This is a genomic window from Sporofaciens musculi (assembly GCF_009830285.1).
Lineage (GTDB): Bacteria > Bacillota > Clostridia > Lachnospirales > Lachnospiraceae > Sporofaciens > Sporofaciens musculi.
Map to the genome: position 1 here is coordinate 2775051 of NZ_WUQX01000001.1, position 13665 is coordinate 2788715.

The window sequence follows — 13665 nt, forward strand, 5'->3', positions numbered from 1 at the left end:
CTCGGCATCCTACAGTCTCCCAATTTTGCTATTTCGCCCTCCACATCTCACAAGCGCCATATTCCAGTACGTCTCCAATCCTCCTGCTGGCATGGCCGTCCCCATACGGATTACATGCCTGCGCCATCTGATTGTAAGCCTCTTCATTTTCTAATAATTCCTTAAAATTTTCGTAGATAACCTCCTCCTTTACGCCCACCAGCTTAAGAGTTCCGGCCTCTATCCCTTCCGGTCGTTCCGTAGTGTCTCTCATCACCAATACCGGTCTGCCGAAAGAAGGAACCTCCTCCTGAATCCCTCCTGAATCCGTAAGACACAGAAAACACCGCGCTTCAAAGTTATGACAGTCAAATACTCCGATTGGCTCAATCATATGTATTCTGTCACAACCGTCAAGCTCCTCCTCGGCCGCCTTCCTGACTGCAGGATTCATATGAATGGGATACACCGCTTTACAATCCGAGTGCTCGTCAAGCACACGGCGGATCGCCCGAAACATCTGACGAAGCGGGCGGCCTAAATTTTCACGCCGATGAGCCGTTATGAAAATGAGTTTATCATGTCCAACCCAATCAAGCTCTGGATGAGTATAGTCCTCCCTCACGGTATGCGACATAGCGTCAATCACCGTATTGCCTGTAATATAGATGTGTTCCGGATTCTTTCCTTCTCTTATCAAGTGTTCTGCCGCAAGCTGCGTAGGCGCAAAATGATATCGGCTTATGATAGAAACTGCCTGACGGTTAAATTCTTCCGGATATGGGGAGTCAAGCTTATATGTCCTTAAGCCTGCCTCCACATGTCCCACGGGAATCTGCAAATAGAAACAAGCCAACGCAGTTACAAATGCTGTACTCGTATCCCCATGTACCAAAACCACATCCGGATTTACCTTCTCTAACACCGTCTTAACCTTCCCTAATATTGCCTCCGTAATGTCAAACAGAGTCTGTCCTTCCTTCATAATGGATAAATCATAATCCGCCGCAACCTCAAAAGCCCCTAACACCTGATCCAGCATCTGCCTGTGCTGGCCGGTAACACAAACCACTGTTTCTATCCCTTTTCGAGTTTTTAACTCACGAATCAAAGGACACATCTTTATTGCTTCCGGTCTTGTGCCAAAGACCAGCATTATCTTTTTTGTCATTGTGGATTTCCTTTCCTAATCAGTGAATATTGTATTTGGCACAAGACTATTAAGATGGCGGCTTGTATGAAAGCATACCTTCCAAGAGATGCCAAAAAACATTGAAGAATAAGCAATATAATGGATACAATCTGCTTGCTCCACTTCACTTTCATCATGATAATATTTCTTAAATCTAACGTTCTTACCAGCCATACCACAAAGTATCCCACAAACGTTGCAAACGCGGCCCCCATTGTTCCCCAAACAGGTATAAGCAGAAAATTCAGACAGGTGTTTACAAGGGCGCCCGCCATTGTTGTCTTGGACACGCTCTTTGTCCTCTTTACAGCAGTATATAAACACCCCTCAAATAAACTGATTCCGTTAAACACTGTGCCAATCATGAGTAACGGCACGTATTTCCATGCTTTATAAAAATCATTGGAATATAAAATCCCTGCAATCACGTTGTTGAAAAGCAGGATTACCGAGCAGCCAAGGATTGAGATGCCGCAATACAGATGATAAATATTGCCGACAAACCCATCCTTATCCTGGCTGTCGAATTCCTTGATTGCAGAAACAGACCATGCGTTGTAAAAAACACCCTGCAATGTGGATAATATTGTGGGAATCTTGTAGGAAACCGAATAGATTCCATTGGACCCCGCCCCGCAAAAATAGCTAAGAATATATCTGTCGCTGGCATTATTCAGCCACCACGCAAGAGAGTTAAAGATTAATGGAGTGCTGTATAAAAGCATGGTTTTTAACAATACAAAATCAAATCTTATCTTCAAAGTATGAATAATACTTGTGCGTAAAACACAATAGACCACCCCTGCCAGGGAACTGACAGCCTGCGCTATAAGATAGCCATTCACACCGATTTTCAGATATAACAGCAACAGCATATTCAGAATACAATTCAACAGCGTAGTCAGCAGAGAACTGACAACAATGACCTCCACTCTTTCTGTGGCTTTCAGATACATTTGAATGGAATTAAAAAAGGCTGCTACCGCAAAGCTAATAAATAAAAATGCAAGGTATTTATCCTCGATTGCAAGTACACCCAAAAACTTCAGTAGATAAAGGAGAATACCCAGAAAACATGTGTTGATTGAAATCGTCTTTACGCTTACCGAAATCACCTGCTCCGAATAATATTCTTTATCCAGGCAGAATCTTAAAACCGCATCCTGAATATTGAATGTAAACACAGGAAGCAAAAGCGATACCGTGGTTGTCATCAAATCCGCAGTCCCATAGTCAGAAGTAGATAATACATATGTATATAAAGGGACGAGTAAAAACGAAATAATTTTTGTACCAAAATTACTAAGGGTAAACAGGAGTGTATTCTTTGTCAAATCTTTATATTTAGAATTTTTTATAAAATTTCTCATTTAAACAACGCTTTCTTCAATCTCCTCTTTACGAAAACCAGAACAGGCCCCACCTTTTCACAGAATCTTCTTTCCTTCTCAAGAGGCGCCACATACACGCTCACAAGCTTTTCAAGCCTAGTAGAGTTCTCCTGCAATTCTCCCAAAAATTTCTCCCGATTCAGCGGTTTGGGAACATTTACCGTTTGCTGATAACGGAAATAGTTCTCGCTGCCTGCCGCTTCTATCCGTCCTTTTTGGCTCTTTTCCAACTCCTCCATCCATGCCCTGCCTGTCTGCGTCAAAACCACCGCCATGCTAACGCCCGTTTTATCACTGTCATACATGGGGCCCCAAAAATCCCCGATTCTTAAGTCCGCCTCGCTTTTATCCCTAAAGGGACATTCAAAACATTGCTCTGCGTAACAGATTCCATGCTCAAACGAAAGGAAATAGGGATCTTTACTCTGATGGCAGATATGTTTTTTCCTAGAATCAGCCGTATATATATATATCTCTCTCCAGCCACTTTGCTTATATCTGAAAATGATATCCATATGCCGGGTGTCCATGCTATAAGTCCTGGCCAGGTAATCCTGATATTTTTTATACAGATTGTAAGAGGGAACGCCGTGGCAGATTAAATCTATGTAAACCCCATCGCCTCCTCTCAATTTCCTGGCGGCGCTAATCTGACAGGGCAGGCCAAATATAACGGCCTTTTTACTGTCTACCAAAAGCTTTGAAGCCCTCTCAAAATCACTCTGCATATATTTACTGCCCTGTAACCGATGAAGTTCCTCCCTGCTGCTAACAACGATATGCTCTGCATTCTGACGGCTCCTGTCAAACGCACAGCCACATACGTCATAGTGAGAATCCAGTGCAAGCTCGCTTAGGGCATAGGCTAACCCGCCGCTGGACGATACGCTTAGCACACTGTTTCTTAAGTCCTTATAAGAATATACTTCATGGCCTTCGATACCCTCTCCCCTTATGCCCACAAAAGGACATACCTTTTCACATTTGCCACAGGAGATACACTTAAGGCCGTCAATCACCGCTTCTTTGAACCCGTCGCGGGAATACTCTATGGAAATGGCATTTGCGGGACACACGCAAGAACAGACGCCGCATCCGCAGCACAGAGTATGGTTTGTCCTGATATTCTTCTTTTTCGGATTCCCTCCGCTTTCCAGATACCTTTGGATTTGCTCTAAAGCTTCTTTTAAATAAGAGACAGACTCTTTTCTTAACATTCCAATCACTTGATTCACTCGCCCAAAATCAATCTTCTTTACATAGTCATCCCATCTTTTGCCTGGTTTGAAGATCCTCTCCGTAAGTCCGGTAAGCTCAAGTATATGATGGATTCTGGAATTCTGGTTGTTGGAGTCTCTCTTTTTAAACCGTTCAAACACACAAAACGGCTTGTTAAAATTCATAGCAAATATTGTCCCGTGAAAGGAATCCGTAAACACAAAAGACGCGCCGTCAATCAGCGCTATAAACTCCTGAGGGCCAACCGGCTCTTTCAGGCATCCCGCCCGTTTAAAGTCTCTTTCATATACCGGAATAACCACAACAGGAATTCTCGCTTCTTTTGAAAAAGAGCCAATTCGTTTCCAATGGCTCTCCTCCTGCCCTAACATATATACAAGCCCATATCCCTCTTGTTTGATATACTTCCTTTTTGCTATCTTCATCCATTCGTCTCGTTCTAATAATAAGGTCGGGTCAAGGACCGTCGCCGCCGATCTGCCGGTCAGCTCTGAAATCAGCCTCGCTCCCGAAGCCTCACGCAGCGAAAGATGGCTAAAACGTGACGCCAGCTTTTTTATTCGATTCTCAATTTCTTTATTGTTAATGGAAAATGTGCCAATACTAGGCGCATAAGACAACATTCTGTTTGAGTCGGAAACAAAATCCAGAAAATAGTGGGAATCAAAACACAGAGGCGACCAGATCTGATCCGAGCCGCAGATAAACGCGTCAAGGCTGTCATTGAGATCCTCCAGCTCGCCAAGGGTCGCACATCTTTCGGTAAATTTTACATTCTTTTCAAGAAAATCCTGAAACTTGCGCCTCCTGCCGCTGTCGCCATAGACGCTCTTATAAAAATAACCGTTTATCAAATTTTTCATCTTAACCGCTATTTTCTGCCTGCCGGAAGTATTTTTAGCCAAATAGTTAATCGTATAAGCGTCATACCCAAGATTCCGGCATTTTTCGTTCAGCGCATATAACTGAAGTGCGGTTCCATAATTATGGTATTGAAACCATGTCATTATTCCGATCTTCATCTTCTCCTCCTTAGCCTGTTAATGGCAATAAAAGGCAGGGAAATACATCTTCTGATTCTGTATTCAATCCTATGCTTTGCCGGATCGCAACGGTTCAGCCTGTCAATCAGCAATTCTAAGGGAGTATGCCATGAAGCGTCAAAATGATGGATACAGACGGTGCGCTCAGTGATGCAGATCTCCCCTGTATCCGCATTTTTCGGACACAGATAGTCATTAGGCAACAGCGTAAATCCCCGTATGGTCTGTTCTGTATTATTGAGCTTTAGCCCATATTTTAAACAGGTATTCGTAATCCTTGTCACATTTGTGGTAACATCAAGGCTTCCGTCCTCCCTTTTAAAATGAATTCCCTGGTACTCGTTCAGAAACTCTGTAAAAAGCCCATGCCCCTCCCGACAGGTCATTAGACCTGTCTGGATTCGGGTCTGCGACTCGAATCCAGACAGCGCGTCATAGGGAAGGATTTCATCTAACGGACGGATAACCTCTACGTCCGTATCCATGTAGATTCCCCCCATCTTCACCAGAGCATACAGGCGCGCCACGTCTGACACGAAGGCCCATTTCTTCGCGTCATAGGCTTCCCTCACATACGGACAATAATCAATGTCGAAATTATCCTCATTCCACTCAATAATCTCATAATCCGGACAATACTTTCGCCAGGAAGCAATGCATTTTTTTGCCATTTTCGTCAGCGGATTTCTCCCAAACCAGCAATAGTGAATTATTTTAGGTATCATTTCCAATTTCCCCTTCTTTTAGCGATTCTTAAATTTCCGTATCATCATCTCTGAACCGTACACGCCAAAAATCTTCTGGAAAAGCCTGAATACCACGGAAAACTTAAATTCTTCATATTTCAAAAGATATGAATATCTTTTTATAACAGCGCACAGAGAGTCTTTTTTCTCTGTATCTATATAGTCTGCAGCATTATAACAAAGGGTAATATAAATCAGCGCCATTTTTCGGAATGTAACTGCTCTCTCAAGCCTAGAAATACCTGCCCGTTCTTTCTGCAAGTCTAGCTTATCGAGAATGATTAAATACGATTCCGTATGCCGGTAGGATAAAACCTGCATAATAGACGCCTCTCTATTCACCCTGTAGCAGCACAGGAAATTTCGGTTATAGCTCATAGAACCTGCCCTTGTCATAATCATATGGCTCCACAAATCATCTTCATGAAGTATTCCAGGTTCAAAAAACAGATTATTATATACTAAAAATTCCCTTCTGACCACCAAACTCCATGCAGTCATTGTAAAGTCTTTGTGATTTAACAGCCCCTGATACTCATTCAAAACATCAAACATCAAACCACTGTCATTGCTCAGATAGTTATATTTTTCTAAGTTATCTGCATTGCCTTCAAACTTCATAGAATTGCAGACTATCACATCCGGTTCCCCGTCCAGACATTCCTGTAGATGCACCAACGAATCTTTATAAAATATATCGTCCGAATCCAGAAAAACCAGGTAATTCCCCTTAGCACACCTGATACCCGTATTTCTTGCGCCGCTTAAGCCCTGATTCTCCTGATGGACCGACACAATATTCTCATGCTTTGCGGCATATTCGTCACAGAGTTTTCCGCTTACATCTGCGGAACCATCGTCCACAAGAATGATCTCATACTCTGTTTTGCCGTAATTTTGCCGCAATACGGAATTCAGACATTCATCCAGATATGCCTCCACATTATAAACCGGTATGATAATTGAAAACGTCATGTATTACTCCTACTCAAAGATATTGATTCTAAATTGGTATGGAAACATATTCGGCTGCGTATTCTCCAATGTCAGATAAAAATAAACGGCATACATACAGGCAAAAAGAATCAAAAGAAATCCAATATCAAACTTTCCGATTTTGGGGATTCTTCGTCTGAACCAGCAAGGTATGAAAGCCGCAAATATAAACGTATACCAGTATGCCCTATGAAACCATCCCACTATCAACGTGATAAAATATACAAATAGCGTTATTGCCATAGCATCCGACACCTTTTTTGCTTTCTCATAACGTTCCTCACAAAAATACGCAGAAGCAACAAGATAAACATATATAGCCGATAGAAATATAACCGTAACTGCCGCGCCCTCGCTGGATCCGAAATTTGTCTTTAAAGTATAGTAGGCATACCGTTTAAAGTATTCTACCAGCCTTCCAATCATTGCTAAGGAATAGGAATTGGTTCCTATGAATAATGCCACAGCCAGAGCGACGATTCGAGTGACATTGGACTCAAAAATCTTACTTTTAAAAAGTAAATAAATCGGAATTAAAACAATGGCGCCTGTATGGGACAGGCATGCAAGCAAAAACAGTACCCCTAACTCAACATACTCCTTTTTACTTTTAAAATCTCTTGAAAAAATATAGGCAATAATCGCAGCCGACATGAACTGTCTCATTATTGTAAAATAGGTTGTGAACATAAATGCATAAAAAAAAGTAATGAATATAGCTGCCTCCATTTTGCTGCTGCACATATTGTTCATGGTTAAATAGATAAAACTAAAACTGACTATGGCATGAATCAGCACAACAGCCTGGAAATTCAAATGCAGAAAATGCACCAGATGGACAATCACCCTGTACAGCACCTCATAATCTGTTGCAATGCCGTTTATGATTCTATAATAAACAAACTCATAATTATTTAAATCGCTGCCTGTATGATACCGAAACCCCACAATACATGTCATCATGACAAGAGGTATTATCATATATCGTTTTAATGAGATTCGATAATCCATTCCGATTAATAAGAACAGTAATATTATCGAAAACATACCCAAATAGACCATCTGTTTCCCCCACTCGCTATATCAAATTATTTTCCCATTATGTAAGTATGAAAATAAGCCATCACTCTGCATATGAGAAAACACCTGTAATAAACCATCCTGATATATACGGCCTTTATCCGATTCAGCGAAGCAAAATACTTGTTATTGATATACTGAGGATTTTCCTTCCTGAATTTTTCTACGGATGCCAGAATCTCTCTCCTGCTGATTCCTGCCTTAAACGCCTGCAATGTTCCGGCGTAAATCAGATTCTTAATCCCTGTGAAAACCAACTCATCCCTATACTCTGCCTCCATGTGAAGTTTTAATATAGAATACCCTTCCACAGCGTCATAAAAGCTACGCTTAGAGGGCCTGGCATGCGCCGCGGATTCTCTCATATAGTAATAATAATATGGCTTTTTACAGAAAATCGGGTGTTTTGCTTTTATCAAAAGCTGCAGAAGAACCATTCCGTCCTCTCCGTAATACAGGTCATAGAATGTAACTTGATTCAACAGGGCCTTTAAGACCACTGTTCTGCAAAGAGACATGGGCGCATAGGCAAGGATTTCCCGTCTGCTTCCGGCACCGGCGAGTTTTGTTATCACATCATCCACCGTGAATTTGTTATCATTGACTCTGTAATTATTAAACATACATAAATCCGCGGCTTCTTTTTCTAATTCCTCAACCACTTCCTTCACATATGCCCTGTCTACCCAATCATCACAGTCGCAAAAACCTACATATTTTCCTTTACAATAATCTGCTGCAATTCTTCTGCTCTTTCCGGGCCCGTAATTTTTATCGTTACGGATAACGGTTATTTGTAAATCAGATTTATTCTGATAATCTATCAGCCTGCCGTATGTATCGTCCGACGACCCGTCGTCAACGATGAGCAATTCAAAATCATGATTGGTTTGGCTTTCAAATGCCTCCAGACATCTACCCATATATCGAAAACCATTAAAACAGGGGATAATGACCGATAATTTCTTTTCTTCCAATCGTTTTCTCCTTTTATCGCTTCACAATTCTTTCTCCTTGCTTTAACCTGCAAAGAACGTCTTCCCACGGAATTCTGCTCAAATCCCATGCATTGACTCTGCTCTTATGTGCAAATTTCTCCCATGTGGAAATTACCTTTGCAGGATTTCCACCTACAATCACATTGCTTTCTTTCACGCTGGAGGTCACAACGCTTCCTGCCGCTATAATCACATTGTCGGCAATCTCAACCCCATACAGGAGTATCGAATGGCTCCCAATAAAGCAATGATTCCCTATCGTAATACTCCCAAATAAATCCGTTGCATCCGGCAGGACTTTTATAATGCTATTATCATGAGTCACGAATGTCACGCCGTTGGAAATGGTCACATCTGAACCGATTCGGATTAGCTCGCTTTCAGGGGTAAGTATATTGGAATAAATTCTTACCCCCCCCTATGGAAATTCCGTTTTTACGGAAAAAACGAAGAACCGTCTCCTGCTCTCTGTCTTTTTTCAGCCTGCCAAGTATCTTGGCAAGCATATATTGTATATCTTTCATATTTAGCCGCCTTTCTAAAATCGCCAGTAGGACAGTTTCACATATCTGATTTTTCTTTATCAAGCAGTTCATAGATTCTTCTCGAATTCCTTCTGTCACTGTATGCAAAAATATGTGAATATTCATTTAAATATCTCTCTGATACCTTATAACCATTTTCTATTTCATGTGATAATGCCTCTATCACTTCCTCAGATGCAGAATATGACGTCCCAAAAGCATTACTATGATAGTCAAACCATCCCTGTTGATATTGATATTTTCGATATTCTTCTTCGTCAAATTGATAAAATATGACGGGTTTCTTCATATAAACCATATCAAAAAATACGCTGGAATAGTCCGTAATCATAAGCTTGGATGTGAGCAAAAGCTCCTGAATATCATAGTCCTTCCATGATGCAATCACAATTTTTTCATTCACACCTTGAAAGGCTTCGATATAACGCTGCATATTTCTGTGTAAAAAAAACACCACTTTTAAATTATGATTTATAATCAAATAATCAAGCTCTTTTGAATTCAATAATTCCATCCATTTTTTAAGATATTCAGAACAGCCAAACGGGGTCTTGACGTCCTGTGAACCCTTCGATTTCAGATTAAACCAGTTCCGCCATGTGGGCATAATAAGAATCTGATTTTGATTCGTCTGGTTTGGGATAAGGGAGTCATATCTTGGAAATCCTGTAAGCCTGGCCACACCATCCTTATATCCATAGTAATCTTTAATCATATTGTGTTCTGGTATTGCAGCGGTAATAAAAAAATAAAAATTACATTTATCTGCAAAAAGCCATTCCGCCATATCCTTTGTGATTCCGTGCTGCAAAAAAACATTTCGCGGTTTAAATACCCCATTCATCTCCATGAACGCACACATGGCAGGATTGGGTTTACCGCCTTTTTGAGAACTGATATTATACGCACATAAAAAATAAGCAAGCCAATGCTGTATACTTCCGTATTCGACTGTTAATCCTATTTTTTGTACTTTTTTCGCATCTACCGACTCTTTCTTAACCGCATAATAACATTTCTGCTGCGGCTGCCGTTCACACATATATCGAAAAAAATGATAACCATTGTCCCTTGCTTCGTAAGGTTCTTCACAAATCAACCATGTTCCCTGGTACCTTTCTCTATAAAACGGTTTCAAAATCAAAGCAGTTATCATCGGAAATACGGAAAAGTAATCTTTTATTTTTACATCTTTTATTTTATTTACTCAAACTTCGCACTTGAATAAGTACCTATGCACCTTGAAAATTCAATAATAACTGACATAAAAATAGCATGAAACCGTCTGGTTTTGATATAATTGAGTTGTTCAGAAACAATCATATATCCGGAGGCTCATGCTATGAATAAAAGTATAACACAAGACAATCAAAATGATAACCAGATTTCGAAATCTATCAGAAGATTTTTTACACGGTTTCATCTTTCTTCTGCATTGAAAACTGCTAATGCCTACAAAAAGAAGGGAATTTCTGCAGCACTGATTTTTCAGTATCTGTTTCTTTTGATATTTTCAAACAGAAGTATGTATATGAACCTGCTGATTGGAAAAGACTCACCGGATTTTGCAAAAGATACGGTTTATCGTTTTATGAAAATGCTCCAGATTAACTGGATTCGGTTCACAACGGTTTTATCCAGCCGAATCATTAGGGATGCCATTGCTCCACTTGATTCCGCAGACCGTGTCAACGTACTGATCATTGACGATTCCATGTTTGAACGTAACCGTTCCAAAAAAGTGGAACTTCTTGCAAAGGTATATGACCATGCAAAACATTGTTATAAATTTGGTTTTCGCATGCTTACATTAGGCTGGTCAGACGGAAGCACTTTTCTCCCGGTCAACAGTGTCCTTCTCTCCACCGAAAATAAAAAGAACAGAATCAATGAAGCAAAGGAAACGGATAAAAGAACGGTTGGATATAAGCGCCGTATGCTTGCTGTCAAGAAAGGAACGATCGCCATGCTGGAACTTTTAAAATCTGCTAAAAAGGCTGGTATTCCGGCTAAATACGTTCTGTTTGACAGCTGGTTCTCTTCTCCAAGCTCTCTTCATGCTGTCAAAGAAATCGGATATGATGTAATTGCAATGGTAAAGAAAACACCTAAAATGTTCTTCCGGTATAACAGCGAAGATATGCCGCTGACAACTATTTACAAGAAAAACAGGAAACGGCGTGGACGTTCCCGGTATCTGCTTTCCGTCATGGTAGATGTTGTAAAGGAAGGAAAAACCATCCCTGCCAAAGTGGTCTATATCCGTAACAAAAACAAGAGAAAGGAATATCTTTGTCTCATTTCCACAGACGTGAGTCTGAGTGAAGAAGAGATTATCCGCATTTATGGAAAACGTTGGGATATTGAAGTATTCTTTAAAGTCTGCAAGAGCTATCTTAATCTAAGTAAAGAATGCAGATCCCTATCTTATGATGCAATGACTGCCCATACAGCAATCGTTTTTACAAGATATATGATGCTTTCCCTGGAGAACCGGGAATCTAATGATACCCGTTCTATGGGGGAACTGTTTTTATACTTTTCTGATGAGATGTCTGATATCACATGGATACAGGCTTTTCAAATACTGCTTCAAATGTTCAGAACTCTGCTTGTGGATCAGATAGATATATCTGATGAAAAAATCGACGAGCTGGTAAAAGCATTTATGGATGCAATACCTGCACTTTTAAAATCGAAGCTGCAAGTGGCATAATTGACTGAACATTGACAACTAAATACTGCCAGATATTGAATTTTCAAGGTGCATAGCTAAAATCTATGTGCGAAGTTTGAGTTATTTATTAAATAATGAAAACTAATCATCTGCACTTTTCCCTCGCAAACTTCCGGAATACCCATCCTCGTACCTGATTGGGCATCAGCACTTGAACTGTGAAGCGCTTACATATGTTTTCAGCAAATACGATGCCGCAAATCATCCTTCTCTTAAGCATATATCTCTGCAGATAAAGCTCGCTTTCAAAATATTTCCTGCCGCCACGCCGCTTATACATATCTGTTCCCACACGTACATTTACCAGTACCGTTCCTGTGTTCGCCATCTTACATCCCTGCCAGGCCATACGTATCCACAGGAAGTAGTCCTCATTCCAATAGAGATTCCGGTAACCGCCGGCTTTTAAAACCGCTGATTTTCTGTACATGACCGTCATATGGTTAAAGGGGCATCTTTTTTTCATGTATTCTTTTATTTCCGCATCCGTAGCAGGCACCCTTCTTTTTCCTATTTTGTTCTGTATATCGCCTGTGAATTCTTCGATATCCCCTCCGACAATATCTATATCCGGATTCTCCGCCATAATCTGTAACTGAGTTTCAAAGCGCGTCAGGACTGCAATATCATCGCTGTCCATCCTGGCAATCATCTCATTGCTGCATTGCTCCACAGCAATTTTTAAAGCATTGCCAAGTCCCTGGTTTTGGGCAAGCCTCACTTCCCTGAATAATATTCCCTGTAAGTAACAGCTTTCCCTATATTCATGGATAACCTGCACAATAGGCTCAGGAATCGGCCCGTCAACCACCAAAACAATCTCGTCCGGTTTGACCGTCTGATTGACAACGCTGTCCAACGCCTGGGCAAACCAATTTGCCTTATCCTTTCCGTATACGGACATGACCACAGAAAAAGGCGGATATTCCTGACGCCTTATTTTCCTTTCCTGCTTAGCGCCATCGTCCATGTGTTCTGCTGCCAAGGCATTATACATCCTTCTTGCCTCCAACTGTTTTCTGTCATACTCATTCTTACTGACCTTTCCCCTGCGCAGCAGATAATCTCCAAAGTCCTCCGCTGTCGCCATATCTCCATTGGTAATCCCCTCGTGCTTCACAAAGGATTTTAAAACGGTCTGCCAGATGAGCTCTAAGTCCCCCAAAAAGGTTATTTTTTTTATGTATTTCAAATCCCACTCCAGTTTTTCTTCCCAATCTATATTGTTACGGCCATTCACCTGGGCTAAGCCGCTTAATCCAGGACGGACCGTATGTCTTAACCTCTGTTCTTCTGTCATAAACACCATATCGCGGATAAGCTGAGGGCGCGGACCCAAAATCGACATATCTCCCTTAAGGATATTAAAGACCTCCGGTAACTCGTCTAGGCTGGTGCTGCGCAGCCATTTCCCAAAAGATGTCATTCTCGCTTCATCCGGCAGTAATTCGCCGTTTTCATCCCTCTCATCCGTCATAGAACGGAATTTGTACATCTTAAATATCCGTTCACTTTTAGTCTCAGAATCCATCATCCCCGGACGAAGCTGTATAAACAAAACAGGCGAACCTAACTTCATCCGCACCAAAACTGCCACAATCCCATACAGCCAACTAAAACAAAATAGGGCAAGACAGGAACATACGATATCGAAGCCACGCTTTACATACTTTTCATAAAAACCTTGTTTTTTCTGTGTGTACTTGTCCATAACTGACG

General features: G+C 41.1%; 12 protein-coding genes. 1 reads left to right on the forward strand and 11 read right to left on the reverse strand.

The genetic code is table 11. The annotated features are described in order from the left end of the window. Positions 1-28: 28 nt before the first annotated feature. From wecB to GN277_RS13920, 10 genes are read right to left on the reverse strand one after another with little or no spacing between them, the layout of a single operon-like run. Entirely contained in the window at positions 29-1150 is a 1122-nt protein-coding gene (gene wecB, locus GN277_RS13875) for a non-hydrolyzing UDP-N-acetylglucosamine 2-epimerase (protein WP_159751579.1), read from the reverse strand. Then, positions 1147-2541 carry an oligosaccharide flippase family protein gene (locus GN277_RS13880; protein ID WP_159751580.1) on the reverse strand — a complete coding sequence of 465 codons (1395 nt, stop codon included), beginning with the start codon at positions 2539-2541 and terminating at the stop codon, positions 1147-1149. Before GN277_RS13880 ends, wecB begins: the two co-directional genes overlap by 4 nt. Then, positions 2538-4823 carry a polysaccharide pyruvyl transferase family protein gene (locus GN277_RS13885; protein WP_159751581.1) on the reverse strand — a complete coding sequence of 762 codons (2286 nt, stop codon included), beginning with the start codon at positions 4821-4823 and terminating at the stop codon, positions 2538-2540. Before GN277_RS13885 ends, GN277_RS13880 begins: the two co-directional genes overlap by 4 nt. Beyond that, entirely contained in the window at positions 4820-5569 is a 750-nt protein-coding gene (locus tag GN277_RS13890) for a glycosyltransferase family 32 protein (RefSeq protein WP_159751582.1), read from the reverse strand. Before GN277_RS13890 ends, GN277_RS13885 begins: the two co-directional genes overlap by 4 nt. 18 nt (positions 5570-5587) lie before the next feature. Continuing rightward, entirely contained in the window at positions 5588-6565 is a 978-nt protein-coding gene (locus tag GN277_RS13895; RefSeq protein WP_159751583.1) for a glycosyltransferase, read from the reverse strand. 9 nt (positions 6566-6574) lie between these two features. Beyond that, on the reverse strand, positions 6575-7648 hold the full coding sequence (locus tag GN277_RS13900) for an EpsG family protein (RefSeq protein ID WP_322101258.1): 1074 nt from the start codon (positions 7646-7648) through the stop codon (positions 6575-6577). A gap of 26 nt (positions 7649-7674) precedes the next feature. Beyond that, the gene (locus GN277_RS13905; RefSeq protein ID WP_159751585.1) at positions 7675-8643 is read right to left on the reverse strand and encodes a glycosyltransferase family 2 protein; all 969 of its coding nucleotides are present in this window, start codon (positions 8641-8643) and stop codon (positions 7675-7677) included. A gap of 13 nt (positions 8644-8656) precedes the next feature. After that, on the reverse strand, positions 8657-9016 hold the full coding sequence (locus GN277_RS13910; RefSeq protein ID WP_159751586.1) for an acyltransferase: 360 nt from the start codon (positions 9014-9016) through the stop codon (positions 8657-8659). A gap of 28 nt (positions 9017-9044) precedes the next feature. Then, positions 9045-9188, reverse strand: a complete 144-nt coding sequence (locus tag GN277_RS13915) for a hypothetical protein (protein WP_159751587.1) — start codon at positions 9186-9188, stop codon at positions 9045-9047. Between the two features lie 37 nt (positions 9189-9225). Further along, positions 9226-10365, reverse strand: coding sequence for a CDP-glycerol glycerophosphotransferase family protein (locus GN277_RS13920; RefSeq protein WP_244324718.1), 1140 nt, complete (start codon positions 10363-10365; stop codon positions 9226-9228). Positions 10366-10551: 186 nt separating this feature from the next. Here GN277_RS13920 and GN277_RS13925 point away from each other — a divergent pair, with 186 nt between their 5' ends. Next, on the forward strand, positions 10552-11925 hold the full coding sequence (locus GN277_RS13925; RefSeq protein ID WP_159749856.1) for an IS4 family transposase: 1374 nt from the start codon (positions 10552-10554) through the stop codon (positions 11923-11925). 106 nt (positions 11926-12031) lie between these two features. Here the strand turns inward: GN277_RS13925 and GN277_RS30910 are convergent, their stop codons facing one another. Further along, positions 12032-13657 (reverse strand): sugar transferase, encoded by a 1626-nt coding sequence (locus GN277_RS30910; RefSeq protein ID WP_159751589.1) that lies wholly within the window; start codon positions 13655-13657, stop codon positions 12032-12034. Between the last annotated feature and the right edge of the window lie 8 nt (positions 13658-13665).

Bases quoted from the DNA above. Each gene is read 5' to 3' on its own strand.
- GN277_RS13890 (WP_159751582.1), bottom strand. From the start codon at position 5,569: ATGATACCTAAAATAATTCACTATTGCTGGTTTGGGAGAAATCCGCTG.
- GN277_RS13925 (WP_159749856.1), top strand. From the start codon at position 10,552: ATGAATAAAAGTATAACACAAGACAATCAAAATGATAACCAGATTTCG.
- GN277_RS30910 (WP_159751589.1), bottom strand. From the start codon at position 13,657: ATGGACAAGTACACACAGAAAAAACAAGGTTTTTATGAAAAGTATGTA.
- GN277_RS13885 (WP_159751581.1), bottom strand. From the start codon at position 4,823: ATGAAGATCGGAATAATGACATGGTTTCAATACCATAATTATGGAACC.
- GN277_RS13880 (WP_159751580.1), bottom strand. From the start codon at position 2,541: ATGAGAAATTTTATAAAAAATTCTAAATATAAAGATTTGACAAAGAAT.
- GN277_RS13900 (WP_322101258.1), bottom strand. From the start codon at position 7,648: ATGGTCTATTTGGGTATGTTTTCGATAATATTACTGTTCTTATTAATC.
- wecB (WP_159751579.1), bottom strand. From the start codon at position 1,150: ATGACAAAAAAGATAATGCTGGTCTTTGGCACAAGACCGGAAGCAATA.
- GN277_RS13920 (WP_244324718.1), bottom strand. From the start codon at position 10,365: ATGATAACTGCTTTGATTTTGAAACCGTTTTATAGAGAAAGGTACCAG.
- GN277_RS13915 (WP_159751587.1), bottom strand. From the start codon at position 9,188: ATGAAAGATATACAATATATGCTTGCCAAGATACTTGGCAGGCTGAAA.
- GN277_RS13895 (WP_159751583.1), bottom strand. From the start codon at position 6,565: ATGACGTTTTCAATTATCATACCGGTTTATAATGTGGAGGCATATCTG.